Annotated in this window: 23 protein-coding genes; 10 read left to right on the forward strand and 13 right to left on the reverse strand. The window is 65.0% G+C overall.

Annotated features, from left to right (window positions below; translation table 11 throughout):
* Positions 1-104 precede the first annotated feature (104 nt).
* A complete protein-coding gene (locus BLP96_RS00530) occupies positions 105-1,307 on the forward strand; it encodes an MFS transporter (RefSeq protein WP_089682017.1) in 1,203 nt (400 codons plus the stop codon).
* Between the two features lie 15 nt (positions 1,308-1,322).
* Here BLP96_RS00530 and azu read toward each other — a convergent pair whose 3' ends face one another.
* Both azu and msrA read right to left on the reverse strand, forming a co-directional pair.
* Positions 1,323-1,772: an azurin gene (gene azu, locus BLP96_RS00535; protein ID WP_089682019.1), complete on the reverse strand. Its 450-nt coding sequence runs from the start codon at positions 1,770-1,772 to the stop codon at positions 1,323-1,325.
* Between the two features lie 125 nt (positions 1,773-1,897).
* A complete protein-coding gene (msrA, locus tag BLP96_RS00540) occupies positions 1,898-2,536 on the reverse strand; it encodes a peptide-methionine (S)-S-oxide reductase MsrA (protein ID WP_089682021.1) in 639 nt (212 codons plus the stop codon).
* Between the two features lie 139 nt (positions 2,537-2,675).
* On the opposite strand from msrA, the gene BLP96_RS00545 reads away from it, so the two are divergent.
* Positions 2,676-4,898, forward strand: a complete 2,223-nt coding sequence (locus tag BLP96_RS00545) for an FAD-dependent oxidoreductase (RefSeq protein ID WP_089682023.1) — start codon at positions 2,676-2,678, stop codon at positions 4,896-4,898.
* A gap of 69 nt (positions 4,899-4,967) precedes the next feature.
* On the opposite strand, the gene BLP96_RS00550 is transcribed toward BLP96_RS00545, so the two are convergent.
* A complete protein-coding gene (locus tag BLP96_RS00550; RefSeq protein WP_089682025.1) occupies positions 4,968-5,450 on the reverse strand; it encodes an FKBP-type peptidyl-prolyl cis-trans isomerase in 483 nt (160 codons plus the stop codon).
* Between the two features lie 216 nt (positions 5,451-5,666).
* Here BLP96_RS00550 and BLP96_RS00555 point away from each other — a divergent pair, with 216 nt between their 5' ends.
* Positions 5,667-5,951 carry a hypothetical protein gene (locus tag BLP96_RS00555; protein ID WP_089682027.1) on the forward strand — a complete coding sequence of 95 codons (285 nt, stop codon included), beginning with the start codon at positions 5,667-5,669 and terminating at the stop codon, positions 5,949-5,951.
* A gap of 79 nt (positions 5,952-6,030) precedes the next feature.
* On the opposite strand, the gene BLP96_RS00560 is transcribed toward BLP96_RS00555, so the two are convergent.
* Complete coding sequence (locus BLP96_RS00560) at positions 6,031-6,498, reverse strand: outer membrane lipoprotein (protein WP_089682029.1); 468 nt, start codon at positions 6,496-6,498, stop codon at positions 6,031-6,033.
* Between BLP96_RS00560 and BLP96_RS20555 the strand changes: the two genes are divergently transcribed.
* The gene (locus BLP96_RS20555) at positions 6,497-6,619 is read left to right on the forward strand and encodes a hypothetical protein (protein WP_176761417.1); all 123 of its coding nucleotides are present in this window, start codon (positions 6,497-6,499) and stop codon (positions 6,617-6,619) included. The two genes, BLP96_RS00560 and BLP96_RS20555, sit on opposite strands and share 2 nt — an antisense overlap.
* Before the next feature lie 118 nt (positions 6,620-6,737).
* Here the strand turns inward: BLP96_RS20555 and BLP96_RS00565 are convergent, their stop codons facing one another.
* The 6 genes from BLP96_RS00565 to mnmA form a co-directional block, all read right to left on the reverse strand.
* Positions 6,738-8,333: an isocitrate lyase gene (locus BLP96_RS00565; protein ID WP_089682030.1), complete on the reverse strand. Its 1,596-nt coding sequence runs from the start codon at positions 8,331-8,333 to the stop codon at positions 6,738-6,740.
* Between the two features lie 383 nt (positions 8,334-8,716).
* Positions 8,717-9,148: a GNAT family N-acetyltransferase gene (locus BLP96_RS00570; protein ID WP_089682032.1), complete on the reverse strand. Its 432-nt coding sequence runs from the start codon at positions 9,146-9,148 to the stop codon at positions 8,717-8,719.
* A 55-nt stretch (positions 9,149-9,203) separates the two neighbouring features.
* On the reverse strand, positions 9,204-10,382 hold the full coding sequence (locus BLP96_RS00575) for a cupin domain-containing protein (RefSeq protein ID WP_089682034.1): 1,179 nt from the start codon (positions 10,380-10,382) through the stop codon (positions 9,204-9,206).
* Positions 10,383-10,573: 191 nt separating this feature from the next.
* Positions 10,574-11,938 carry an adenylosuccinate lyase gene (gene purB / locus BLP96_RS00580; RefSeq protein WP_089682553.1) on the reverse strand — a complete coding sequence of 455 codons (1,365 nt, stop codon included), beginning with the start codon at positions 11,936-11,938 and terminating at the stop codon, positions 10,574-10,576.
* Positions 11,939-11,987: 49 nt separating this feature from the next.
* Positions 11,988-12,629: a high frequency lysogenization protein HflD gene (hflD, locus tag BLP96_RS00585; protein WP_089682036.1), complete on the reverse strand. Its 642-nt coding sequence runs from the start codon at positions 12,627-12,629 to the stop codon at positions 11,988-11,990.
* Positions 12,626-13,756: a tRNA 2-thiouridine(34) synthase MnmA gene (gene mnmA / locus BLP96_RS00590; protein ID WP_089682038.1), complete on the reverse strand. Its 1,131-nt coding sequence runs from the start codon at positions 13,754-13,756 to the stop codon at positions 12,626-12,628. Before mnmA ends, hflD begins: the two co-directional genes overlap by 4 nt.
* A gap of 136 nt (positions 13,757-13,892) precedes the next feature.
* On the opposite strand from mnmA, the gene BLP96_RS00595 reads away from it, so the two are divergent.
* Genes BLP96_RS00595 through BLP96_RS00605 form a run of 3 tightly spaced genes read left to right on the forward strand, consistent with a single transcriptional unit; the run spans position 13,893 to position 18,634 of the window.
* Positions 13,893-14,498, forward strand: a complete 606-nt coding sequence (locus BLP96_RS00595; protein WP_176761418.1) for a TetR/AcrR family transcriptional regulator — start codon at positions 13,893-13,895, stop codon at positions 14,496-14,498.
* Positions 14,499-14,555: 57 nt separating this feature from the next.
* On the forward strand, positions 14,556-15,632 hold the full coding sequence (locus BLP96_RS00600; RefSeq protein ID WP_176761419.1) for an efflux RND transporter periplasmic adaptor subunit: 1,077 nt from the start codon (positions 14,556-14,558) through the stop codon (positions 15,630-15,632).
* The gene (locus BLP96_RS00605; protein ID WP_089682044.1) at positions 15,629-18,634 is read left to right on the forward strand and encodes an efflux RND transporter permease subunit; all 3,006 of its coding nucleotides are present in this window, start codon (positions 15,629-15,631) and stop codon (positions 18,632-18,634) included. The genes BLP96_RS00600 and BLP96_RS00605 overlap by 4 nt, the downstream gene beginning before the upstream one ends.
* A gap of 24 nt (positions 18,635-18,658) precedes the next feature.
* On the opposite strand, the gene BLP96_RS00610 is transcribed toward BLP96_RS00605, so the two are convergent.
* Positions 18,659-19,108, reverse strand: a complete 450-nt coding sequence (locus tag BLP96_RS00610) for an NUDIX domain-containing protein (RefSeq protein WP_089682047.1) — start codon at positions 19,106-19,108, stop codon at positions 18,659-18,661.
* Entirely contained in the window at positions 19,105-19,698 is a 594-nt protein-coding gene (locus BLP96_RS00615) for a pseudouridine synthase (protein WP_089682049.1), read from the reverse strand. Before BLP96_RS00615 ends, BLP96_RS00610 begins: the two co-directional genes overlap by 4 nt.
* A gap of 118 nt (positions 19,699-19,816) precedes the next feature.
* Between BLP96_RS00615 and icd the strand changes: the two genes are divergently transcribed.
* The 3 genes from icd to clpA all read left to right on the forward strand — a co-directional run bounded on the left by icd (position 19,817) and on the right by clpA (position 24,052).
* A complete protein-coding gene (gene icd, locus BLP96_RS00620; RefSeq protein ID WP_089682051.1) occupies positions 19,817-21,073 on the forward strand; it encodes an NADP-dependent isocitrate dehydrogenase in 1,257 nt (418 codons plus the stop codon).
* Positions 21,074-21,253: 180 nt separating this feature from the next.
* Positions 21,254-21,637, forward strand: a complete 384-nt coding sequence (gene clpS / locus BLP96_RS00625) for an ATP-dependent Clp protease adapter ClpS (protein ID WP_176761420.1) — start codon at positions 21,254-21,256, stop codon at positions 21,635-21,637.
* Positions 21,638-21,775: 138 nt separating this feature from the next.
* Positions 21,776-24,052, forward strand: a complete 2,277-nt coding sequence (gene clpA / locus BLP96_RS00630) for an ATP-dependent Clp protease ATP-binding subunit ClpA (RefSeq protein WP_089682052.1) — start codon at positions 21,776-21,778, stop codon at positions 24,050-24,052.
* A gap of 129 nt (positions 24,053-24,181) precedes the next feature.
* Here clpA and infA read toward each other — a convergent pair whose 3' ends face one another.
* On the reverse strand, positions 24,182-24,400 hold the full coding sequence (gene infA, locus BLP96_RS00635) for a translation initiation factor IF-1 (protein ID WP_010627817.1): 219 nt from the start codon (positions 24,398-24,400) through the stop codon (positions 24,182-24,184).
* Positions 24,401-24,496: the final 96 nt, after the last annotated feature.

Here is a 24,496-nt window from a genome sequence, read left to right on the forward strand (position 1 = left end):
CACGGGGCGGTACGAGGCGAGCTCATGTCCAACGCCTGCCGGGTGCGTGACGGTGCGCAGCGGCCATCGAGCGATGGCCATGCGCTGGGGCGGCGTACACCGTCATGATTGAAGCCCGGTCTCCGGCCTGGTGGCGCTCGACCCTGGCGCTTTGCCTCGGTTCCTTGCTGGTGTTCATCAACCTCTATGCGCCACAGCCCCTGCTGCCCGAACTGCGGGTCAGCTATGGCGTTTCGACCCTGGCGATCAGCCTGGTGATGTCGGTGGCCACCCTGGCGGTGGCGGCCTCGTTGCTGGTATTCGGGCCGCTTTCCGACGCCATCGGTCGCAGCGGCATCATGCGGTCGACGCTGCTCGCTGCCGGGTTGCTCTCCGTGGGGCTCGCCCTCGCTCCCAACTACGAGACGCTGCTGGTGCTGCGCGCCGTACAGGGCTTCGTACTCGGCGGTCTTCCGGCCGTGGCCATTGCCTGGATGGGTGACGAGTTCGAAAAACCGGCGCTGCTCTCGGCGGTGGGGCTCTATATCGGTGCCAATACCCTGGGCGGCATCGGTGGGCGCATCGTTGGCGGTGCCGTTGCCGAACTGGCGGGTACGTCGGCGAGTTTCGCGACGGTGGGGGGGCTGACGCTGGTGGGGCTGGTGTTGTTCTGGAAGCTATTGCCGCCGGCGCGTGCCTTCACCCCGCGTGCCTTCGAGCTGCGCGGCGCTCTGACCGACCTTGCCGGACATCTGCGCCATCCGCTGCTGTTGCCCGCCTATCTGCTCGGTGGGCTCAATTTCCTGATTTTCATCAACCAATACAGCTACATCACCTTTCGTCTGGCCGAGGCACCCTATGACCTGGGAACGCGGCTGCTGGGGCTGATCTTCATCACTTACCTGGGAGGAACGTTGGGCTCGGCCTTTTCGGGTCGCCTGGCAGGGCGATTGTCACAGCCGACCTGCATGGCACTGGGCATCGCCATTTTCGTGACGGGAACGGCGGTGACCTTGTCGGACTCTCTGGTCTGGATCCTGGCCGGATTGACCATCAACGCTTTTGGCTTCTTCCTCGCCCACTCGATGGCGTCGAGCTGGGTCGGTCGACAGGCCGAACGGGCCCGGGGAAGCGCTTCGGCGCTCTATCTGGTGTTCTACTATCTCGGGGCCAGCCTGGGCGGCTTGTGGTTGGAGCCGTTCTGGCAGCGTGGAGGATGGTTCGGGGTGGCCCTGGGTTCCTGGCTGGTGTTGGCGATGACCATGAGCATCGCCTTCTGGCTGCAGGGCAAGGAGCGGGGGAGACGCGCTCCTTGCCGGCAGGGCTAGCCATTCAGCGCCGGTTCAATCGACCAGCGAGACGCTACCCTGCATGGGGCCTGAGTGCCCGGGGAAGCTGCAGAAGAAGGTATAATCCTCGCCGTCCTCGAGTTCATCGACAGCGAAAGTCACCGAAGTGCTCTCGCCACCGCCGATCAGCTCGGTGTGGGCGATGACCCTGTCGTCTCCAGGCTCGATGTAGTCATTGTCCACGCCGGCGCCAGCACCGGCACCGGCGACATCGCTCATGTCGTCTTCCCGGGTCAGCACCCAGTTGTGGCCCATGCTTTCGACGGGCATCGAGCCGGTGTGCTCCAGATTGACGGTGAACTCGTCGCAGCTCTGGCTGACCTCTATGGCATCGGTATCGAATTGCATCTGATCGTTGGCTTCCACCGTAACGGAGCAGTCGTCTGCCATGGCGGGCAGGCTCAGCAAGCCGAGAAAGACGGCAACGGCCATGTGACGGATCATATTTGACTCCTTTTGCCTTTGAAAGGTAATGGAATTCAATCACTTTCGCGGCGGGTGTGTCTGCACGACGCGGCGCCGATCGGTGCGGTGAATTGTCTCACCTCGCCGGATGGTCCGCGGGTCGCTCACCCGAGGGAGGCGCCGGCACGGTGTCCGCCGGCTTCATCGCCCCATACCTCTTCCAGGCGTTCCTCGCGCTGACAGGCGGCCTTGTAGTAGTTGTAGCGCACCGGATTCTTGCGATAGTAATCCTGGTGGTACTCCTCGGCAGCGTAAAAGGCTTCGAAGTCGTTGATCTCGGTAGCAATTTCGCGATCGAATCGTTCTGCCAGCGCTTCGCGACTGGCTTTCGCCAGTTCGCGCTGTTCCTCGTCGAGCACGAAGATGGCGCTGCGATAGCTATCGCCCACGTCGCAGAACTGGCGGCCCTCAGCAAAGGGGTCGATGTTGCGCCAGAACACGTACAGCAGGGTTTCGTAGTCGACGCGCTCGGGATCGTACTCGATCTCGACCACCTCGGCGTGGCCCGTGTCCCCATCGACTACCTGCTCGTAGCTGGGATCGGCCACGTTGCCGCCGCTGAAGCCAGATGTCGTGGCGAGCACGCCGTCCACCTTGTCGAAGGCTTCCTCGACGCACCAGAAGCAGCCGCCGGCAAACACCGCCTGGGCGGAGCCGTCGTCTTCCTGGGACGCCGCGGGCATGGCCAGCGAGAGCGGCAGCGTAGCGATCAGCAGCGGTTTGACAGAGAATTTCCAGTTCATGGTGCATGCCTGTGCCGTGGGGGGGTGATAGGTTGGAGGCTGCAACGTCCATAGGGTTCCCGGAGAGGGTAGCGCTGTAAGGAAGCCCGGGGCGTGGCGACGCAGTGACATCGATCCCGATCCAACAAGGAGTGCCTTCGTGACCAAACGACGTCTGTTATTGGTGCTGGTGATCGGCCTGGCGATAGCCGTTTTCTTTCTCAGTGGCGCCGACGAGGCGTTCACCCTGTCCAACCTCCAGGCCGAACAGGCGCGTTTCCAGGCATGGCTGGCCAGCGATCCCGTCACCGTGATCGGTGCCTTCTTCGCCATCTACGTGGTCATGGCCGCACTCTCGCTACCTGGCGCTACGCTGCTGACCGTGCTGGGTGGGGCGCTGTTCGGGCTGGGGTGGGGGTTGGTGATCATCTCTTTTGCCAGCACGCTCGGGGCGACCCTGGCGGCACTGATCGCTCGCACCCTGCTGCGCACGCTACTGGAGCGGCGTTTTGCGGTGCAGCTGGAGCGCATCAATGCAGGCATCCGTCGTGAGGGGGCCTTCTATCTCTTCACCCTGCGTTTGATTCCCATCTTCCCGTTCTTCGTCATCAATCTGGTGATGGGGCTCACGCGCATGCGTCTGCGGACCTTCTATTGGGTCAGCCAACTGGGCATGCTGCCCGGTACCGCGGTGTTCGTGAATGCCGGCCGGGAGCTGGGCGAGCTCGACTCGCTGTCGGGCATCCTCTCGCCGGGGCTGCTCGCCTCCTTCGCTCTGATTGGGCTCTTCCCCTGGTTGGCACGAGCGGTGGTGGCGATTGCCAAGCGTCGGCGCTTGGCAGCACGCTTCGCACGCCCGGCGCACTTCGAGCACGATATCGTCGTGATTGGTGGCGGTTCGGCCGGGTTGGTGGCGAGCTACATCGCCGCGGCGGTCCAGGCCAAAGTGGTGCTGGTGGAGCGCGATCGCTTGGGTGGCGACTGCCTGAATACCGGCTGCGTGCCCTCCAAGGCGTTGATTCGTGCCGCCCGCGTGGCCCAGGAGGTTCGCGAGGCGGCCCGATACGGCGTTCATGCGGCAGAACCGCAGATCGACTTTCGCGAGGTGATGGCGCACGTCCGGCAAGCGGTCCGTGAGGTGGAACCCCACGATAGCCGTGAGCGCTATGAGAGCCTGGGGGTGGAAGTGGTTGCCGGTCGCGCGTCTCTCGATGATCCGTGGCGGGTTCGGGTCGAAGGGGCGGACGGTGAACGTGTGCTCACTGCCCGTCACGTGATCATCGCCAGCGGGGCAAGGCCACGCGTGCCGGATTTGCCTGGGCTCGATGAGATCGATGTGCTCACATCGGACAACCTATGGCAGCTCGAGACGTTGCCGGATCGGCTGGTGGTGCTGGGCGGCGGGCCCATTGGCTGCGAGCTGGGGCAGAGCTTCGCCCGATTGGGCAGCAAGGTCAGCCTGGTCGAGATGGGTGAGCAACTGCTGCCTCGCGAGGATGCCGAGGTAGCCGATGTGCTGCAGCACCGCCTGGAGCTCGACGACGTTGCAGTGTGGCTGGGCACGCGGGCCGTGCGGGTCGAAGCCGATGCCGCTGAGCATGGGACCCATGCGCTGGTGGTGCAACGCCGCGATGCAGGTGGTGAGATAGCGGAGGCGCGGCTGCCTTTCGATCGCTTGCTGGTGGCGATCGGGCGCCAAGCCAGCGTGTCGGGAATGGGGCTGGAAGCCCTGGGCGTCGAGACGCGTGCCGACGGCACCCTGGCGGTGGATGACACGCTACAGTCGGTGCTGCCCAACGTTTGGGCCTGTGGCGATGTCGCCGGCCCCTATCAGCTTACCCACGCCAGTGCCCATCAAGCCTGGCACGCCGCCGTGAACGCGCTGTTCGGGGAGTTCCGGCGCTTTCGCGTCAGCTATCGGGCCTTGCCGGCGGTCACTTTCACCGAGCCGGAAGTGGCGCGGGTGGGCCTCAGCGAGCGAGAGGCACAGGCTCGAGGCATTGCCTGCGAAGTGACGCGTTACGCGCTGTCCGAACTCGACCGTGCCATAGCCGAAGGCAGGCAGGAAGGGTTCGTCAAGGTGCTCACGGTGCCGGGAAAAGACCGTATCCTGGGGGCGTCCATCGTCGGACACGGGGCCGGCGAGATGCTCGCCGAGTTCACCCTGGCCATGACCCACGGCATCGGGCTCAACAAGCTGCTGGGTACGGTGCACCCCTATCCGACCTGGTCGGAAGCTGCCAAGGCGAGTGCCGGGATGTGGAAGAACGCCCACAAGCCGGAGCGCCTGCTCGGTTGGTTGGCACGCTATTTCGCCTGGCGCCGAGGGGAACGAACGACCGCGAGGCGGGGGGCATCGCCTCGAAAGGCTGCGCGTCAGTGACGAGAGGGTCTGAAACCAAACGGGGGCAGCCGACCGGCTACCCCCGATGATGCGACCGGTGTTAAAGAGTCAGTGCTCTGCACCCCCTTCACCGTGCACGTGACCGTGCTCGACTTCTTCCTGGCTGGCCTCGCGAACGTCGGCAATCTCGACGTCGAAGTTGAGCTTCTGGCCGGCCAGCGGATGGTTGCCGTCAACGGTGACGGTGTCACCTTCGACCTGGGTGACGGTGACCATCAGCGGTCCACCCTGAGTCTGCGCCTGGAACTGCATGCCCGGCTCCACGGCTTCGACGCCCTGGAAGGCATCGCGTGGCACTTCTTGCACCAGTTGAGGCTGAACTTCGCCATAACCCTCTTCCGGTGTCACGGCCACGTTGAGCTTGTCGCCGGCTTCACGACCCTCGAGCTCTTTCTCCAGGCCGGGGATGATGTTGCCGGCACCGTGGAGGTAGGTCAGGGGATCGCGGCCCTCGGAGCTGTCCAGCACCTCACCTGCATCGTTGGTCAGGGTGTAGTGGAACGCGACGACGGAATTCTGCGCAATCTGCATTGATGAACCTTTCGGTGAGTGCATGTCTCGACCATGGTAACGTGCCATGACAAGTGGTGTCAGGGGGCATGGGGGATTTTCAGTTTCGCAAGGGACCGGCTGAACGCCATTCACGCCTTTTGGCGCGGTTGCGCCACCAGGGTGCCGGGGCTACCCTAGCGGAATTCGATTCCGCCCCCTCGTGCTAACTTTCCATCCTGTCCAGGAGACTGACCCATGACCGAGATCGTGATCTGGTTGCTCGCTTTTGCCTTCATCCTGTTCTTCAGCTTCACGCGTTGGGAGGCATCGGTCAGTCCCGGCCTCGACAAGATCCTGCCGCGGGTCATCAAGCACGATGACGACAACCGGATCGTGTGGAGCCTGTCGCTGGCCATTCTCGGTGCCACGACGCTGGTGCGCCCGGTCGACATGCTGATGATCGCCATCCTTCTCGGGATCGGCGTGCTCATCGCCCGCAAGCTGGCCTGCTGGGGGCTGAACAAGGCCGATTTCCACTGACGCAGAGGCGATCGAGCGTCCAAAAGGAAGGCCCGCGGCAACAGCCGCGGGCCTTCGCCTTGCCGGCTCGCCGAGTCGCTCAGTACGGGGCGACGGTCACGTTGGTGCCGCTGCCGATCAGCCGCACGCGCTGTCCCACTTCGAAGGCCTGGTCGGCCTTCTGCACCACCACCACGTTCATGCCGTCGTCACGCTGGATCTCCATCTCCCAGGCGGTGACGCGGTTGGCGGACTCCTCGATCTTGCTACCGGCCACGCTGCCAACGATGGCGCCCGCTGCCGTAGCCAGGGTGCGCCCCGAGCCGCCGCCGACCTGATTGCCCAGCAGGCCGCCGATCACCGCGCCCCCGCCGCTGCCGACGATGCCGCCAGCGCGACTGTCGGCCTGGATCTGCACCTGGCGCAGGGCCTGGATGGTTCCGAAGCGCACCGTCTGTTCGGCGCCAGCCTGGTTGCCGCGATAGACGTTGCCGCCATAGGGGGCGGTATTGGCGCAGCCGGCCAGTGTCAGCAAGCCGATGGCCAGGATGGGGAGAAGACGCTTCATGAAGACCTCCGCAGTCTTGGTGGGCGCCAGCCAGCTGGGTCTGGCACCGGGTCCGTCAGTTAGGGAACGCTGTTTTGTCAACCAGCTTATACCAGGTGTGCCAGATTTGACCACCGCCTGATGGCAGAGTGCCGCCATACGGGCAACCAACAAAGCGAATTCCGTGCACGCAGTGGGGCACGAAAAAAGGGAGGCGCAAGGCCTCCCAAGGGTTCCAGTCTTCAGTGGCGCGGTGGCGTTCAGCCGAATTGATTCATGGTGTTGTCCTTGCCACCGGCCTTGAGGGCCGCGTCGCCGTGGAAGAACTCCTTGTGGTCGTCGCCGATGTTGGAGCCGGCCATGTCCTGGTGCTTGACGGTGGCGATGCCTTCACGGATCTCCTTGCGTTGCACGCCCGCCACGTAGGCCAGCATGCCCTCGTCGCCGAAGTAGCCCTTGGCCAGGTTGTCGGTGGAGAGTGCTGCCGTGTGATAGGTCGGCAGCGTGATGAGGTGGTGGAAGATGCCGGCTTCGCGGGAGCCGTCGCGCTGGAAATTGCGCGTCCATTCGTCGGCCAGCTGGGCCAGTGGCGTGGCATCGTACTTCTCGTTCATCAGGTCGGCGCGGTCGTAGTCGCTGACGTCCTTGCCTTCGGCTTCCCAGGCGTCGAACACCTGTTGACGGAAGTTCAGCGTCCAGTTGAAGGAGGGCGAGTTGTTATAGACCAGCTTGGCGTCCGGGCAGACTTCGCGGATGCGGTCCACCATGCCCTTGATCTGGCCGACATGGGGCTTCTCGGTTTCGATCCACAACAGGTCGGCGCCGTTCTGCAGGCTGGTGATGCAGTCGAGCACCACTCGGTCCTCGCCGGTGCCCGGCTTGAATTGGTAGAGGCCGGAAGCCAGGCGCTTGACCTTGACCAGCTTGCCGTTCTGCTTGATCACCACGTCGCCATTGTCGATGTCGGAGGCGCTGGCGATCTCGTCGCCGTCCAGGTAGCTGTTGTACTGGTCGCCCAGGTCGCCGGGCTCCTTGGTGACGGCGATCTTCTGGGTCAGGCCGGCACCCAGCGAGTCGGTGCGGGCGACGATGACGCCCTCTTCCACGCCCAGCTCGAGGAAGGCGTAGCGCACGGCGTTGATCTTGGCGATGAAGTCTTCGTGGGGCACGGTGACCTTGCCGTCCTGGTGGCCGCACTGCTTCTCGTCGGACACCTGGTTCTCGAGCTGGATGCAGCAGGCGCCGGCTTCGATCATTTTCTTGGCCAGCAGGTAGGTGGCCTCGGCGTTGCCGAAACCGGCATCGATATCGGCGATGATCGGCACGATGTGGGTCTCGTGCGCATCGATCTTGGCGATCAGTTCGTCGGCCTTCGCCTTGTCGCCGGCCTTCTGGGCGGCTTCCAGGTCACGGAACAGGTGGTTGAGTTCCCAGGCATCGGCTTGACGCAGGAAGGTGTAGAGTTCCTCGATCAGGCTCGGCACGCTGGTCTTCTCGTGCATGGACTGGTCGGGCAGCGGCCCGAACTCGGAGCGCAGTGCAGCGACCATCCAGCCGGAGAGGTAGAGGTAGCGGCGCTGGGTGGTGCCGAAGTGCTTCTTGATGGAGAGCAGCTTCTGCTGGCCGATGAAGCCATGCCAGCAGCCCAGCGACTGGGTGTACTTAGAACTGTCGGCGTCGTAGGCAGCCATGTCCTCGCGCATGATCCTGGCCGTGTAGCGAGCGATGTCCAGTCCGGTCCGAAAACGGTTCTGGGCGCGCATGCGAGCGGCATGCTCGGGATTGACGTTGTCCCACTTGCCACGCTGGGCTTCGCGGAGTTGAGCCAGTGCCTTGATGTCGTCTTGGTATGACATGGAACCATCCTTCCGATCGGTTAGAGGCGTCGACGTCGAGAGCCAGGGGAGGCCGTTTCGTCGTCGTCACGTTATCGCCACAGTGGCAGGACCGGTGCCGGAACCGGGCATGCTGCACCTGCGAATTCTTCGTCAGGTTCGACTAGATCGTGGAGGGTGTCTCTACGGCCATGGTCGAACCGCCGCCGAGGAAAAACGCACTGCCGTGATGCACTGGGGATTCAGTGATCGAACGGGTGTTTTAACCTCGTCTTGAGTTCACTATGGCCCATGATGGCGGGATTCGACAATTGATACTTGGGGGCAGGAGACGTTGTAGCTCGACTACAGAAAGGCCGTGGCAGGTGGCGATCCTGTAGTCGAATTTCGCTGGATCGAAAACGTCACCACGTGAAGGAAAGCCGCATGTTGCGATGCGGAATGCCGGCGTCCATGAACTCGCCGCCGAAGGCTTGGAAGCCGAGCCGCGAGTAGAAAGGCAAGGCGTGGGTCTGGGCAGCGAGTTCCACGGCGCGGTGGCCTTCGCGACGTGCCGCATCGATGGCGGCACGCATCAGTGCCACGCCGATGCCGAGGCCGCGGGCCTCGGTGAGCACGGCGACACGTCCGATATGGGCATCGGGCAACAGCCTGGCGGTCCCCACCGGTTGGTCATCGAGCAGAGCGAGGAAGTGGATGCAGTCGTGATCGCGACCGTCCCACTCCTCTTCTCGGGGGACGTTCTGCTCTTCGATGAATACCACGCGGCGGATCTCGGTAGCCTCGGGCCCCAACGTCTCCCAGCCACCTTCGCGGATCTCCAGCGAGTGCGTCATCTTTCACCTCTCACGTTTCTTGTACTCGGGACCGATCCAGCGGCAGGCCTCGCATCTACTCCTCTCGCTCGGCGTCGATCCAGCCGAGGCTGCCTGCATCCAGCAGGGTGGCGATCGTCTCGGCGGCGCCGGGGATGTCGAGCAGCTCGGCGTCCAGCGGGGCGTTCGTGCACAGGGCCTGAGCCAGTTTCCGCTCGCAGGCGATGCCATCGCCATCGGCGAACAGCGTCGCGCGCCCGTTGCCCAGGTCATGCCAGGCGAAGCGTGAGCCGGGCATGTGTTGCAGAACTTCACCATCGTGTAGTGCGGCGACAAGGTCGTCGATCGGGGTCGGTGTTTCGCTGGGAACGAGCTGGTCGACGTACTTGGGTTGGGTCATCGCGCGACCGAACCACTGGGTGAGTTGGGCGGGGTCGTCGAGAGTGTCGAGAATCAGGCGTCGCATGCGTTCCACGGCGGCATCGTCCAGCTCGCCGGGGTCTTCGGGAGGCGCCAGGTCGGGGTCGGCGTAGCGTAGCGAAGCGGGCAACTGCTCGCCGAGGTAGTCGGCAAAGGAGGTGATGGCTTCGTCCGCGGAGGGAGCGCGGAAGCCCACCGAGAGGGTCAGGCAGTCGTCGGACTGGCTGACGCCGTGGTGTGCCCAGCCGGGCGGTAGGTAGAGCATGTCGCCGGGCTCGAGAACCCAGTCGTCTCCTGGCGTCACCTCGAAACGTTCGAGAATGCGCAGGTCGATGCCGGCGACGATCGGTGCATCGTCGGCCACCTTGCCGCCCAGTTGCCAGCGCCGTTGGCCGCTGCCCTGGAGCAGGAAGACGTCGTACTGGTCGACATGGGGACCGACGCTGCCGCCCGGCGGGGCGTAGCTGATCATGATGTCGTCGAGTCGCCAGCGGGGCAGAAAGTCGAACCGATCGAGCAGCTCGGCCACTTCCGGCACGTAGTGGTCCACGGCCTGCACCAACAGCGTCCAGTCGCGTTCGGGCAGCTCGGCGAACACGGCCTCGTCGAAGGGGCCGTGGCTCACCTGCCAGGGGCCATCGCTGCCATGCTCTTCGACGATCCGCGCCTCGATGCCCTCCTCGCAGGCGAGGCCAGCCAGCTCGTCGGGGTCGAGCGGGCATTGAAAGTCGGGAAAGGCGCCGCGGATCAGCAGCGGCTTGCGCTGCCAGTGGTCGCGCAGGAACTCGGCGGCGGTCAGGCCGCCGAGCATCGATAGGGAGGTATTGGAGGACATGGGCACTACCTCTTGCAATGCTGAAGCCGTGGGTGGCTTCGAGTCGCGGCTGTTCCGGCGACAGGCCTGCGAGGGGGCGCTGTAAATACATCCCTGTACGCTACTTTTGCCATCCATGGCATAAAGACCCCCTCTACGGCCTGTCGCCGGCGCCGCTCACCTTGGTGGTGTCAGCTCTTCCAGCTTCCGGCTTATAGCTTGCGGGCTTGCTCGCTGGCGTTGCCGATGTAGTTGGCCGGTGTTAGCGCCTTGAGCTCTTCCTTTACCGCCTCGGGGAGTTCGAGGGTGTCGATGAAGGCGGCGAAGCCGGGCTGATCGATGCGTTTGCCGCGGGTCAGCTCCTTGAGCTTCTCGTAGGGCTTCTCGATGCCGTAGCGGCGCATCACCGTCTGGATCGGTTCGGCGAGCACCTCCCAGCTGGCGTCGAGGTCCTCGGCGATGCGTGCCGGGTTGGCCTCGAGCTTGCCGATGCCCTTGAGCGAGGCCTCGTAGGCGATTAGGCCGTAGGCCAAGCCGACGCCCAGGTTGCGCAGTACCGTGGAGTCGGTGAGGTCGCGCTGCCAGCGGGAGATCGGCAGCTTCTGGGCCAGGTGGCCGAGAATGGCGTTGGCAAGCCCCAGGTTGCCTTCGGAGTTCTCGAAGTCGATGGGGTTCACCTTGTGGGGCATGGTCGAGGAGCCGATCTCGCCCTCGACCGTCTTCTGCTTGAAGTAGCCCAGCGAGATGTAGCCCCAGACGTCGCGGTCGAAGTCGATGAGGATGGTGTTGAAGCGGCACACCGCATCGAACAGTTCGGCGATGTAGTCATGGGGCTCGATCTGAGTGGTGAAGGGGTTGAAGGTCAGCCCCAGGCCTTCGACGAAGGTGCGGGCGTTGGCCTCCCAGTCGACTTCCGGGTAGGTGGCCAGGTGGGCGTTGTAGTTGCCCACCGCGCCGTTGATCTTCCCCAGGATCTCGACGCTCTCGATCTGCGCGAGCTGGCGGCGCAGGCGGTAAGCGAGGTTGGCCATCTCCTTGCCCAGCGTGGTGGGGCTCGCCGTCTGGCCGTGGGTGCGCGAGAGCATCGCCAGTTCGGCGTGCTCATGGGCCAGCGCGGCGATGGCGTCGGCGAGCCTGTGCATCACCGGCAGCAAGGCCCGGAGGCCGTCGGTGAGCATCACGCCGTGGGAGAGGTTGTTGATGTCCTCGCTGGTGCAGGCGAAGTGCACGAACTCGCTGATGGCGTGCAGTTCCGGCACCTCGGCGATCCGCTCCTTGAGGAAGTACTCCACCGCCTTGACGTCGTGATTGGTGGTGGCTTCGATCGCCTTGATGCGTTCGGCGTCTGCCACCGAGAAGTCGCGGATCAGCCCTTCGAGGAAGGCGGTGGCCTCGGCGGAGAGCGGCGGCACTTCGGTGATGCCGGGCTGCTCGGCGAGACGCTGCAGCCAGCGCACCTCGACGGTGACCCGGGCGCGGATCAGTCCGAACTCGCTGAAGTGCTCGCGCAGGGCGGCGGCCTTGGCGGCATAACGTCCGTCCACGGGAGAGAGAGCGGTGAGGGAGGAGAGTGGCAGGTCGGCGGCTTGCATGGTCGAGTTCCGGGTCGGTGGTGGAGATGCGCGGTCAGTTCAACTGGTCCAGTGCCTTCTTGAGAGCGCTGCGCTGGAAAACCAGTTTCCAGCGCCGGCCGCCCTGCTGGTGCCAGAGCAAGGCGAAGCGGATGCCGGCCAGCAGGATGGCGCGCACCCGCTCGGGCATCATGCGGTTCTGCAACAGCGAAGGATCGCCCTGAACCACGATGCGCGTCTTGAACGTGGAGAGAGTCTCCTGATAGGCCTCGCCGAGGCTGGCGATGACGTTCTCGTGGGTGGGGCCGAAGTGTTCGGCCTGACCCTGGATCCGGGTCAGTTTCTCGCCCAATGCGTCCATCATGGCCGTGTTGCTGCGCAGCTTGTTCATCAGCATCAGCATCGAGAAGCCGTAGCGCAGCACGGCGGGGTTGGCCTGCCGACGTCCGATCACCGCCTCGAGCACTTCGAGGCCGCGGCGCAGGTTGTTGGGGTGGCCGCCGTAAATGGCTTCGAAGCTCTCCGGGCTGGTATCCACGGTGGCTTCGATGAGTGTCTCCCAGGGGCGAGGCTCGACCTGGCCGGTACGGGCCAGTTCGTCGACCAGGCTGGCCGCCTGGAAGACGCCGGCGAGTGCCAGCGCCTGGCGGGCCACCGGCGAATCCGGGGCGCGATGAATCGGGGTGGTGACGGTCATGGGCGACCCTCCGTGGTGTTCCAGGCGTTGCGAATCACTCCGCCGCCGAGGCAGATCTCGCCATCGTAGAGCACCAGCGACTGGCCGGGGGTGACGGCGCGCTGAGGATCATCGAAGCGAACCTCCACGCCGCCATCCTCCCGCGTGCGGAAAGTACAGGGCACGTCGGCCTGGCGGTAGCGCACCTTGGCGGTGAGGCGTCCAGCGTCGGCGGGCGGCGCGCCGGCGATCCACTCCATGGCTTCGGTAGCCAGGCCGTCGGTGTAGAGCAAGGGGTGATGCTTGCCTTGCACGGCAACGAGGACGTTGCGTTCGAGATCCTTGGCGGCCACGTACCAGGGCTCTTCGGGGTAGTCGGCCAGGCCACCGATGCCCAGTCCCTGACGCTGGCCCAGGGTGTAGTACATCAGGCCCATGTGTTCGCCGATCACGTCGCCCTCCGGCGTTGCGATCACCCCGGGCTGGGCGGGAAGGTACTGCTTGAGAAAGTCGCGGAAGCGCCGCTCGCCGATGAAGCAGATGCCGGTGGAGTCCTTCTTGCGGGCGGTGGCCAGGCCATGGCGCTCGGCCAGTGCACGCACCTCGGGTTTTTCCAGCTCGCCCACCGGGAAGAGCGTACGGGCGATGGCGGCTTCCGGCACGGCGTGCAGGAAGTAGCTCTGGTCCTTGTTGGCGTCGAGCCCCTTGAGCAGGCGCGGACGGAGCTGGCCGTCGATGCTGCCTCGCGCTTCGCGCTGGCGGACGTAATGCCCGGTGGCGATCTTGTCGGCACCGAGCATCTCGGCGTACTCCAGGAACACCTTGAACTTGATCTCGCGGTTGCACAGGATGTCCGGATTCGGCGTACGCCCGGCCCGGTATTCGGCCAGGAAGTGCTCGAAGACGTTGTCCCAGTACTCGGCGGCGAAGTTGGCCGTATGCAACTTGATTCCGAGTTTCTCGCACACGGCTTCGGCGTCCGCCAGGTCGGCCTTGGCGGTGCAGTATTCGGTCCCGTCGTCTTCGTCCCAGTTCTTCATGAACAGGCCTTCGACTCGATAGCCCTGCTCGAGCAGCAGCAGGGCGGAGACGGAGGAGTCGACGCCGCCGGACATGCCGACGATCACCTTGCCAGGGGTGGCGGTCATGGGCGCTCACGGAATTGGTGGATCATAAATGGGCGTGGATTATACCTCATGTTGCCGCGGACCTTCATCTGGTGAGGACGTCGCTCGGGAAAACGACGTTATTGACCGGTCGGCCAATCAAGACTATCGTTGCGTCATGAACCCAAGATCCCAGACCCGTGACCCCGAGCTGACCCGCGTGCGCATTCTCGACGCGGCAGAGGCACTGTTCGTCGAACATGGCTTCTCCGCCGTCAAGCTCAGCGAGCTGGCGCGCTCGGCCGAGGTTACCAAGAGCTTGATTCACCACCATTTCGGCAGCAAGGAGCAGTTGTGGGAGGCGGTCAAGAATCGCGCCTTCGAGCGCTACTTCACGGCCCAGATGGCCATGCTCGAGGAGGCCGGCGAGCCGGATGCCGCACTGCTGCGCCGCTCGGTGGAAGCCTACTTTCATTTCCTGCGTGACAATCCCGGCGTGGTGCGGCTGTTCGCCTGGACCCACCTGGAAGGCGACAGTCACTGCGGCGAACTCGACAACCAGCTCGTCGGCGCAGGGGCCGAGTGGGTTCGCCAGGCCCAGAGGCGCGGCATGCTGCGCCAGGACATCAACCCCACCCACGTGATTGCCATGTTCGTGATGACCTGCACCCAGTGGTTCGAGGCCAAGTGTCATCACGAGCACTGGCCGGGCATGGGGGACGACGAGGCGTTCCTGGAAGATTTCCTCAAGATCTTCATGGAAGGCGTGACGCCTCGTTCGTGAGCTTTTTTTTGTGCCAGCAACTGACCGGTCGACCAGTTCATGAAGGGAGGGGAGGCGATGCGAAGGGCGGTGAAAGGGGGCCCGGTGGCCATATCGATGCTGTTGGCGGCGTTGTTGATGGGCTGCTATGGGGCTCCTGCGCAGGTCGAGCGGATCGAGGAGCCGCTACCCTGGGTGCGCAGCGAAACCGTGCGCCTGGCGCAGCAGGAGGTGAGGTATCGCTTCCCCGGTACGGTACGGGCCAGCGAGCGCGCGGCGCCGGCTTTCCTGCATGGCGGTGTGCTGCGCGAGCGGCACGTGGTGCGAGGGCAGCGGGTGGCACAGGGCGAGCTGCTGGCCACGCTGCACCATCCGGCCATGGCGCCGGCGCTGGTGGCTGCCGAGGCCCGAGTTCGTGAACTCGATGCCAGTCTTGGCCGCCTGAAACGTGACGTGGAGCGTGTCCGTACCCTGCATGAACGCAACCTCATTGCCGAGGAGGAACGGGACCGCCTGCTTGCGGAGCACGAGGCCGCCGCCCAGGCTCGTGAACGCGCCCTGGCGCAGCGTGACGAGGCCCGGGCACAGCTCGACGAGCTGACCTTGCGTGCCCCTTTCGATGCCGAAGTGACCGACCTGCTGATCGAGCCCGGCGATTTCGTCGCCGCCGGCGAGCCCGTCCTGAAGTTGGCCGGACTCGCCGGACGCGAGGTCGAAATTCGTGTGCCGGGGCGTCTCGTCGCTCGGATCGAGGTAGGACAGGAAGCCACGCTGACAGCGATGTCCAGGGTGCAGCGCATGGCAGGGCGGGTCGCCCATGTCGGTCGTGCGGATGGCGCCATGGCCCCCGTCATCGTAACTATCGAAGCCGAGCCTGCTCCGGCGCTCGGGGAGTCGCTGCGGGTTCGGCTTCCTCTGGTCGCGGGGCCGGTCATGCAGGTGCCACTGACGGCGGTGATCGATCCCGGTGGCCATGCCCCGTACGTCCTGGTGCTGAGCGAAGACGATACGGTGCGACACGTTGCCGTGACGGCAGGTCGCCTCGCCGACGGTTGGGTGTCGGTGTCATCTGCTGCGCTCAGCCCCGGCGACCGGGTGGTGACGGCCGGGCAGGGACGTGTGGAGGAGGGCATGCAGGTGGGGGTGCTGCCATGAGCTGGCTGCTCGCCTCGTTGCGATACAAACGGCTCAGTCTCAGCATCACGATGCTGCTGGCCCTGTTGGGGCTGGCAGCCTGGGTGGCGATGGATCGCCAGGAGGATCCCTTCTTTCCCTATCGCTTCGGCCGGGTGCTGGTGCCCTACCCCGGGGCGGAGCCGGAGCAGGTCGAGCGGCTGGTTCTCAATCCGCTGGAAGAGGAGCTGGCCCAGATCGAAGACGTCAACGACATCATCGGTACCGCTCGTCTCGGCGTGGCTCACATAACGCTCGAGATGCATGAGAGCGTCTACGATACCGATGCCGCCTGGGAGCGAGTGCGCATTGCCGTGGATCGGGCGAGCCGAGAATTTCCCGACGGCGTCGGCGAGGCCGAGATCAGCGACCGGGACTCCGATGCCCATGGCATCGTACTGGCAGTGACCGGTTCCGACGACCTGCTCGAGCTGCGCGAGGCAGCCAAGCGGCTGCGCCGGGATCTGTTCCGGCTCCCGGAAATCGCCCGCATCGACCTGCTGGCCGACCCCGGGCAGCAGGTGGTGATCGGTTGGGACGATACCCTGGCCGAGCTGACCGGGCTCGATGCCGGTGCGCTCGGTGACCAACTGGCCGCGCGCAACCGGACCGCTCCCGGTGGAAGCCTGGCGGTCGCTGGGCGCTCGCTGGTGCTCGACCCGCGCAGCGAACTCGGCTCGCTGGAGGAACTGGCCGCCACGCCCATACGCACCGTGCACGGCGACCAGGTGCCTCTTGGCGAGCTGGCCGATGTGAATCTCACCGTCCAGCAGCCGGCCACCGAGCGCATGTGGCACGATGGCCGGCCGGCGGTGGCGCTGGGGTTGGTGCTCTCAAACGATCGGGTCAACGCCGTGCGCTTCGGCAAGCGGTTGCGAGCGCTGGTGGAAGAATTGCGTCCGGCCTATGCGCCGCTCACGATCGAAGAAACCTTCTACCAGCCGCGCTGGGTCGAGCGGCGGCTGGCGGAGCTCGGCGTCTCGCTGCTGCTGGGCATCGGCATCCTCGGCGCCTTGCTGTTCCTGGCCATGGGGCTGCGGCTGGGGCTTGCCGTCATGATGATCGTGCCCCTGGTCACCTTTTCTTCTCTGGCCCTCTACGCCATGGGTGGCGGCGTACTGCACCAGATTGCAGTGGCCGGCATGGTCATCGCACTCGGCATGCTGGTGGACAATGCCATCGTCATGGTCGAGAACATCCAGTGGTACCGCGATCAGGGACGCACGGCCATTCAGGCCGTCACGCGCTCCGTGCGTGAGCTGGCGACACCGCTGCTGGCAGCCACCGGCACGACCCTGGCGGCTTTCGTCCCGCTGCTGCTCTCGAGCGGCAACACGGCCGACTTCACCCGTGCCATTCCGATCATGGTGATGCTGACCCTGGCGGTGAGCTATCTCTATGCCGTATTCGTCACGCCGATCTTCGCCGCCGGCCTACTCAAGCCTCGCCCGCAGGCGCGCCGCGAGAGGCTCCGTGCAATGGGCGGGAGCATCGGGCGGTTCGCCGTGCGCTGGCCGGCCTGGGTGCTGGCAGCGGCCGGTGCGCTGCTGGCAGGCGCCGTGGCGATGATGCCGCTGCTCGATCAGGATTTCTTTCCCGACACCGATCGCAACCAGCTGGTCGTCGATCTCAACTTTCCCGAAGGCACCCATCTCGATGTCACTGCCTTCCAGGCCGAGGTCCTGGCCACGGCACTGGCCGAACGGCCCGCGGTGCAGGCGGTGCATCGTTTCGTCGGTTTCAGCGGGCCGCGCTTCTATTACAACCTGGTCGAGCAGCCACACCAGTCGCATCTGGCGCGGTTGGTGGTGGAAGCCGAAGGCGCCGATGACCTGGCGGGCCTGATGGCATGGGTGCGGGCGGTGGCACCGCAGCGGCTGCCCGAGGCCGAGGTGGTGGCCCGGCGACTGGGGCAGGGGCCGCCCGTAGAGGCGCCAGTGGAGATTCGCGTCTATGCGCAGGACCGGGCTGCGCTGGCCGACGCCGCTGGCCGTATCCTCAGCGTGGTTCGCGAGGCCGAGGGCGCCCGCGATGCACGCCATCGCCTGGGCGAAGGGCTGGCTACGCTGCAGGTCGAAACCGATGATGCCCGCGCCGCCGAGTATGGACTTTCGCGGCGCGACGTGGCCATGGCGCTGGCTGGCGCCAGCCGCGGCGTCAAGGTCAGCACCTGGCGAGCCGGCCGCGACCCTGCGCCGCTGCTGGTGCGTGCGCCGGAGGGCGAGCGCTTCTCCATCGAGGGGCTCGAGGGGCTGCGCCTGGCCGCAGCCGACGGTCGTACGGTGCCGCTCGGCGAAATCGCTTCCCTGGAGCTGGCCTGGCGCCCCGCGGTGATACAGCATCGCGGCCTGCGGCGCATGACGTCCGTGCTGGCCGAGGTGGCCGATGGCTGGACCTACGGCGGCGTGCTCGACGAGATCCTGCCGCGACTGGAAACGCTCGATCTACCACCCGGGGTCGGCTACACCGTCGGGGGAGCGGCGGAGTCGGCCGGCGATGCCAACACCGCACTGTTTCAGACGCTGCCTATCGGCGGCCTTCTGCTGGTGGTGTTCCTGCTGGCACAGTTCAATTCCTTTCGCCAGCTCGGGATCGTGCTCGCCAGCGTGCCGCTGGCATTGATCGGCGTAGTGCCGGGGCTTTGGCTTGCCGGGCAGCCGTTCGGTTTCACCGCCATTCTCGGCGTGGTGGCGCTGGTCGGCATCGTGGTCAACAACGCCATCGTGCTGATCGACCTGATGAATGCCAATCGACGCCAGGGGCTGGCCGTCGACGAGGCGGTGGTCTCGGCAGTGTCGCGGCGCACGCGGCCGGTGCTGCTCACCATGGCCACGACGGTGGTTGGCCTGGTGCCGCTGACGCTGACCCAGTCGACGCTGTGGCCGCCGATGGCCTGGGCGATCATCTCGGGGCTCGTCGCCTCGACGCTGCTGACCCTGCTGGTGATCCCGGCCCTGTACCGCCTTCTCTTCGTCGAGCAGTAGCTGGCCGCCACTCTCCGGGAAGCTTCAGCGCTCGTGGATCACGTCCATGGGATAGAACTTCCCTGCCAGGGCATCGCGTACGCGGCGCATGACCAGGGGGCTTCTCAACTGGCCGGCACGCTCCAGCGCTTCCAGTTCCTCCAGGGTCAGCCAGTGCACGCCGAGAATGTTGGGGTCCAGTGGCGTGCCGAGATGGGCCAGCGCCATTCCGAAGAAGCCGTGGCTATGGAAGGTGGCGCCGCTCGGGGCTTCATAGACGTACATGCCCAGATAGTCGGTAATGCCGACCTGCCAGGCGGTCTCCTCGCGCAGCTCGCGCAGAGCCCCCTCGCGGATGCGTTCGCCGGGTTCCAGGTGCCCGGCCGGTTGATTGAAGCGCGTTTCTCCGCCGTCGGGGCGCTCCTCCACCATCAGGAAACGGCCGGCGCGCTCCACCACGGTGGCCACGGTGACGTGGGGCTGCCAGCGATTCATCGGCGTCTCCTCCGAGGTGACGAGCGGCGTGGGGCATGCAGTGCCTCGCGCCGCCACTGGCCGGGTGCCAGCCCGTCGAGCCGCCAGGGTCCGATGGCCACGCGCACCAGGCGCAGGGTGGGGTGACCGACGTGCGCGGTCATGCGGCGTACCTGGCGATTGCGTCCTTCGGTGAGCGTGAGTTCCAGCCAGGCAGTGGTCGGATGGCGTTTGGCGGACACCGGCGGTTGGCGCTCGGGCAGATCGGGCGTGTCGATCCGGCGCACCTTGGCGGGCCGGGTCGGTCCGTCGGCGAGTTCGACGCCGCGACGCAGGGCCTTCAAGGCGTCGTCGCCGGGAGTGTCCTCCACCTGGACGCGGTAGGTCTTGGGCTGCTTGTGGCGCGGATCGCTGATGCGATGGATCAGTTCACCGTCGCCCGAGAGCAGCAGCAGGCCTTCCGAATCGTAGTCGAGCCGGCCGGCCGGGTAGATGCCGGGCACGTCGATGACCTCGGCCAGGGTCGCACGCCGCTCACCCTCGCCGCGCTGGCGATCGGTGAACTGCGAAAGCATGCGGTAGGGCTTGTGCAGCAGGTAAAGTGCGCTCATTCGACCAAGGTCTTGCTACCATGGATTGTCGACAAAACTCGCTCCAAGCCTACTCCGATCCGCGCGGTGAATGCTATACTCCGCGCTCCACTGAACAGACCAGACAGGGGAGTTCTCAATGGGGTTCCAGAAAATCGTCGTCCCAGAAGGCGGCCAGAAGATCACCGTCAACGCTGACAACACCCTGAACGTGCCCAATGAGCCGATCATTCCGTTCATCGAGGGTGATGGCATCGGCATGGACGTGACGCCCGCCATGAAGATCGCCATCGATTCGGCGGTGCAGAAGGCCTATGGCGGCGAGCGCAAGATACACTGGATGGAGGTCTACGCCGGCGAGAAGGCCACCCAGGTCTACGATGCCGACACCTGGCTGCCCGAAGAGACCCTCGAAGCCGTCAAGGACTACGTCGTCTCCATCAAGGGGCCGCTGACCACTCCCGTGGGCGGCGGCATCCGCTCCCTGAACGTGGCGCTGCGTCAGAAGCTCGATCTCTACACCTGCCTGCGCCCGGTGCGTTGGTTCGAAGGCGTGCCCAGCCCGGTCAAGAAGCCCGCCGATGTCGACATGGTGATCTTCCGCGAGAACTCCGAGGACATCTATGCCGGTATCGAGTGGAAGGCCGGGACCCCGGAAGCCGACAAGGTGATCAAGTTCCTGCGTGAAGAGATGGGCGTTCAGAACATCCGCTTCCCCGAGAACTGCGGCATCGGCGTCAAGCCGGTCTCCGTGGAGGGTACCAAGCGGCTGGTGCGCCAGGCCCTGCAGTACGCCGTGGACAACGACCGCGAGTCGGTGACCCTGGTGCACAAGGGCAACATCATGAAGTTCACCGAAGGCTCCTTCAAGGACTGGGGCTATGAGCTGGCCAAGGAGGAGTTCGGCGCCGAACTGCTCGACGGCGGCCCCTGGATGACCTTCAAGAACCCCAAGAACGGCAAGGAGATCGTGGTCAAGGACGTGATCGCCGACGCCATGCTTCAGCAGATCCTGCTGCGTCCGGCCGAGTACGACGTCATCGCCACTCTGAACCTCAACGGCGATTATCTCTCCGACGCCCTGGCGGCCGAGGTGGGCGGCATCGGCATCGCCCCGGGTGCCAACCTCTCCGACGCCGTGGGCATGTTCGAGGCCACCCACGGCACCGCGCCGAAGTATGCTGGCCAGGACAAGGTCAACCCCGGCTCGCTGATCCTCTCCGCTGAGATGATGCTGCGTCACATGGGCTGGTTCGAGGCGGCCGATCTGGTACTCAAGGGCATGGAAAAAGCCATCTCCAAGGGCGAAGTGACCTACGACTTCCACCGCCTGATGGATAACGCCAAGCTGCTCAAGTGTTCCGAATTCGGTCAGGCCGTCGCCGACAACATGTGACATCGACGGCGTGCCGTGGGGCCCCTGTCCGCCAGACGGTGGACAGGGGCCCTTGCGTTGTAACCGGCTGCGGTTTCGGCAGATGATGAGATATTCGGTGAACCCCGCCGGCGCCATGCCGTCCAATTGCGTTGGAGGTGTACGATGGCGTGCGGCTTGTCGAGAGGGTATGTGGCTCTTATGTTCAAGAAAGATGGTCCGTGGGACCGAGTGGCGATGGGCGGTGTCGCTGGCATGACGCAACCCTCGCGGCCCCAGGAGGATGATGACGGCGACCTGTCCGTGCAATCCTCGGACCCGGAGCTGGCCCGCCCGCCGATGTACAAGGTGGTGTTGCACAACGACGACTTCACCCCCATGGAGTTCGTGGTGGAGGTTCTACAGACCTTTTTCCACATGGATGGCGAAACGGCGGTGCAGGTCATGATGACGGTGCATACCCGGGGAAAGGCCACCTGCGGCATTTTTACCCGCGACATCGCGGAAACCAAAAGCCATCAGGTCAATCAATATGCAAGAGAGTGTCAGCACCCGTTGCTGTGCGATACCGAGGCAACGGACTGACGGCTGGCATGGTCAGACGGGATGTGAATGGCGACGTTGAGTGCCCGACTTGCAACGGCCGCGTTTGTGCCCGATGTTGATTGATGCCGGACTGTGAAAGATCCGACGCAAGCCCTAGGCGGCGAGAAGGGGACTGCCATGCTGAGCAAAGAACTTGAACTGACCCTGAACACGGCCTTTACCGTGGCGCGCTCCAAGCGGCACGAGTTCATGACCGTGGAGCACCTTCTGCTGGCCCTGCTCGACAACGCCTCGGCCGCAGACGTGCTAAGGGCCTGCGGGGCCAACCTCGACAAGCTGCGGTCCGACCTGCAGGACTTCATCAACTCCACGACCCCGCTGATCCCCGAGGATCAGGGCGATCGTGAAACCCAGCCCACCCTGGGCTTCCAGCGCGTACTGCAGCGTGCGGTCTTCCACGTGCAGTCATCCGGCAAGAGCGAGGTGACCGGGGCCAACGTGCTGGTGGCGATCTTCTCCGAGCAGGAGAGCCAGGCGGTCTACTTCCTGAAACAGCAGAACGTGGCGCGTGTGGATGCGGTCAATTATATCGCCCACGGCATTTCCAAGGTGGCCGGCCACGGTCAGAACCCTTCTTCGCCATCGCCGGAGTCCGAGGAGGTCGAGGAAGGCGGTGCCGAGGCCAACACCAACCCGTTGACCGGCTACGCCACCAACCTCAACGAGCAGGCCCGGCTGGGCAAGATCGACCCGCTGATCGGCCGCGACCACGAGCTCGAGCGCGTCATTCAGATCCTGGCGCGGCGGCGCAAGAACAACCCGCTGTTGGTGGGCGAGGCCGGCGTAGGCAAGACTGCCATCGCCGAGGGACTGGCCAAACGCGTGGTCGAGGAAGACGTGCCGGAAGTGATCGGCGATGCGGTGGTCTACGCGCTCGACATGGGGGCGCTGCTGGCCGGCACCAAGTACCGTGGCGACTTCGAGAAGCGCCTCAAGAGTCTGCTCGCCGAGCTGCGCAAGCAACCCAACGCCGTCCTGTTCATCGATGAGATCCACACCGTCATCGGTGCCGGTGCCGCCTCTGGTGGCGTGATGGATGCCTCCAACCTGCTCAAGCCGCTGCTCTCCTCGGGCGAGCTGCGCTGCATCGGCTCCACCACTTTCCAGGAGTTCCGCGGCATCTTCGAGAAGGATCGGGCCCTGGCGCGCCGTTTCCAGAAGGTGGACGTCATGGCGCCCTCGGTTGAGGATACCATCCGTATCCTCAAGGGGCTGCGCTCGCGCTTCGAGGAGCACCACCAGCTCAAGTACACCGACGGCGCCCTGGAGAGTGCCGCGCGCCTGGCGGACCGCTACATCAACGATCGCCACCTGCCCGACAAGGCGATCGACGTGATCGACGAGGCCGGCGCCCATCAGCGGTTGTTGCCGCCCGAGGTGCGCGTCGACACCATCGATGTCGACCAGGTCGAGGCGGTGGTGGCTTCCATCGCACGCATCCCGCCGAAGAGCGTCTCCAGCTCCGACCGCAAGCTGCTCGAAAACCTCGACCGCGACCTCAAGATGCTGGTGTTCGGTCAGGACGAGGCGATCGACAGCCTGGCGGCGGCCATCAAGCTGTCGCGTGCCGGCCTCAAGTCGCCGGACAAGCCGGTAGGCAGCTTCCTGTTCGCTGGCCCTACCGGGGTGGGCAAGACCGAGGTCGCTCGGCAGCTGTCGCACATCATGGGCATCGAGCTGGTGCGCTTCGACATGTCGGAGTACATGGAGCGGCACACGGTGTCGCGGCTGATCGGCGCGCCCCCTGGCTACGTGGGCTACGACCAGGGAGGGCTCTTGACCGAGGCGATCACCAAGCAGCCTCACTGCGTGCTGCTGCTCGACGAGATCGAGAAGGCGCATCCCGAGGTCTTCAACCTGCTGCTGCAGGTGATGGATCATGGCCGGTTGACCGACAACAACGGCCGTGAGGCGGACTTCCGCCATGTGATCCTGATCATGACCTCCAATGCCGGGGTCGAGCAGGCCACGCGCCGTTCGATCGGCTTCCAGACCCAGGATCACTCCACCGATGCCATGGAGGTGATCCGCAAGACCTTCTCGCCGGAGTTCCGCAACCGCCTGGACGGGATCATCCAGTTCCACTCTCTGCCCACTACCGTGGTGCGCAGCGTGGTGGACAAGTTCCTGGTGGAGTTGCAGGCCCAACTGGACGAGAAGCGCGTGCAGCTCGACGTGGACGAAGCGGCTCGCGCCTGGCTGGCCGAGAAGGGCTACGACCCCGACATGGGCGCGCGTCCCATGGCACGCCTGATCCAGGAGAAGCTCAAGAAGCCCCTGGCCGAGCTGATCTTGTTCGGCGAGCTCTCCGAGCATGGCGGCGTGGTGCACGTCAGCGTGGAAGACGACGAGCTGCACCTGGCCACGGAAGCGGAGTTGGCCGACGCGCCCTGATGGCCGCTCGGCGACCGGCAGCACGACACATCGCCCTGTCTACGGACGGGGCGTTGTCTCGTATGCGGTTTGCCGATCTCGGCTACGGGGCTCCGGCGTGCGGCGCTGTGGCAGGACGCGAGAAAGGGCTCAGCGCGAGCGGTAGACGATGCGACCCTTGGTCAGGTCATAGGGAGTGAGCTCGACCTTGACCTTGTCGCCGGTGAGAATGCGGATGTAGTTCTTGCGCATCTTGCCCGAGATATGGGCGGTCACCACGTGACCGTTTTCCAGCTCGACCCGGAAAGTGGTGTTGGGAAGGGTATCGACGACGACGCCTTCCATTTCGATATGGTCTTCACGTGCCATATAGGCGATTCCTCGCTGATGATGATTGAAACCGATCGGGCGTGATGCCCGCAACGACCAGCCCATGCTGGACAGGATAGCGCGGTATTGTGCCGC

Source organism: Billgrantia gudaonensis (genome assembly GCF_900100195.1).
Classification (GTDB): Bacteria; Pseudomonadota; Gammaproteobacteria; order Pseudomonadales; family Halomonadaceae; genus Halomonas; species Halomonas gudaonensis.

Coding starts and splice junctions, on each gene's coding strand:
- BLP96_RS00555 (WP_089682027.1), top strand. CDS start 5,667: ATGACCGAGATCGTGATCTGGTTGCTCGCTTTTGCCTTCATCCTGTTC.
- mnmA (WP_089682038.1), bottom strand. CDS start 13,756: ATGACCGCCACCCCTGGCAAGGTGATCGTCGGCATGTCCGGCGGCGTC.
- hflD (WP_089682036.1), bottom strand. CDS start 12,629: ATGACCGTCACCACCCCGATTCATCGCGCCCCGGATTCGCCGGTGGCC.
- azu (WP_089682019.1), bottom strand. CDS start 1,772: ATGATCCGTCACATGGCCGTTGCCGTCTTTCTCGGCTTGCTGAGCCTG.
- infA (WP_010627817.1), bottom strand. CDS start 24,400: ATGGCACGTGAAGACCATATCGAAATGGAAGGCGTCGTCGTCGATACC.
- BLP96_RS00615 (WP_089682049.1), bottom strand. CDS start 19,698: ATGAGCGCACTTTACCTGCTGCACAAGCCCTACCGCATGCTTTCGCAG.
- BLP96_RS00530 (WP_089682017.1), top strand. CDS start 105: ATGATTGAAGCCCGGTCTCCGGCCTGGTGGCGCTCGACCCTGGCGCTT.
- BLP96_RS00610 (WP_089682047.1), bottom strand. CDS start 19,108: ATGAATCGCTGGCAGCCCCACGTCACCGTGGCCACCGTGGTGGAGCGC.
- BLP96_RS20555 (WP_176761417.1), top strand. CDS start 6,497: ATGAAGACCTCCGCAGTCTTGGTGGGCGCCAGCCAGCTGGGTCTGGCA.
- msrA (WP_089682021.1), bottom strand. CDS start 2,536: ATGAACTGGAAATTCTCTGTCAAACCGCTGCTGATCGCTACGCTGCCG.
- BLP96_RS00560 (WP_089682029.1), bottom strand. CDS start 6,498: ATGAAGCGTCTTCTCCCCATCCTGGCCATCGGCTTGCTGACACTGGCC.
- BLP96_RS00600 (WP_176761419.1), top strand. CDS start 14,556: ATGCGAAGGGCGGTGAAAGGGGGCCCGGTGGCCATATCGATGCTGTTG.
- BLP96_RS00565 (WP_089682030.1), bottom strand. CDS start 8,333: ATGTCATACCAAGACGACATCAAGGCACTGGCTCAACTCCGCGAAGCC.
- BLP96_RS00605 (WP_089682044.1), top strand. CDS start 15,629: ATGAGCTGGCTGCTCGCCTCGTTGCGATACAAACGGCTCAGTCTCAGC.
- BLP96_RS00570 (WP_089682032.1), bottom strand. CDS start 9,148: ATGACGCACTCGCTGGAGATCCGCGAAGGTGGCTGGGAGACGTTGGGG.
- BLP96_RS00550 (WP_089682025.1), bottom strand. CDS start 5,450: ATGCAGATTGCGCAGAATTCCGTCGTCGCGTTCCACTACACCCTGACC.
- icd (WP_089682051.1), top strand. CDS start 19,817: ATGGGGTTCCAGAAAATCGTCGTCCCAGAAGGCGGCCAGAAGATCACC.
- BLP96_RS00595 (WP_176761418.1), top strand. CDS start 13,893: ATGAACCCAAGATCCCAGACCCGTGACCCCGAGCTGACCCGCGTGCGC.
- clpS (WP_176761420.1), top strand. CDS start 21,254: ATGTTCAAGAAAGATGGTCCGTGGGACCGAGTGGCGATGGGCGGTGTC.
- clpA (WP_089682052.1), top strand. CDS start 21,776: ATGCTGAGCAAAGAACTTGAACTGACCCTGAACACGGCCTTTACCGTG.
- BLP96_RS00575 (WP_089682034.1), bottom strand. CDS start 10,382: ATGTCCTCCAATACCTCCCTATCGATGCTCGGCGGCCTGACCGCCGCC.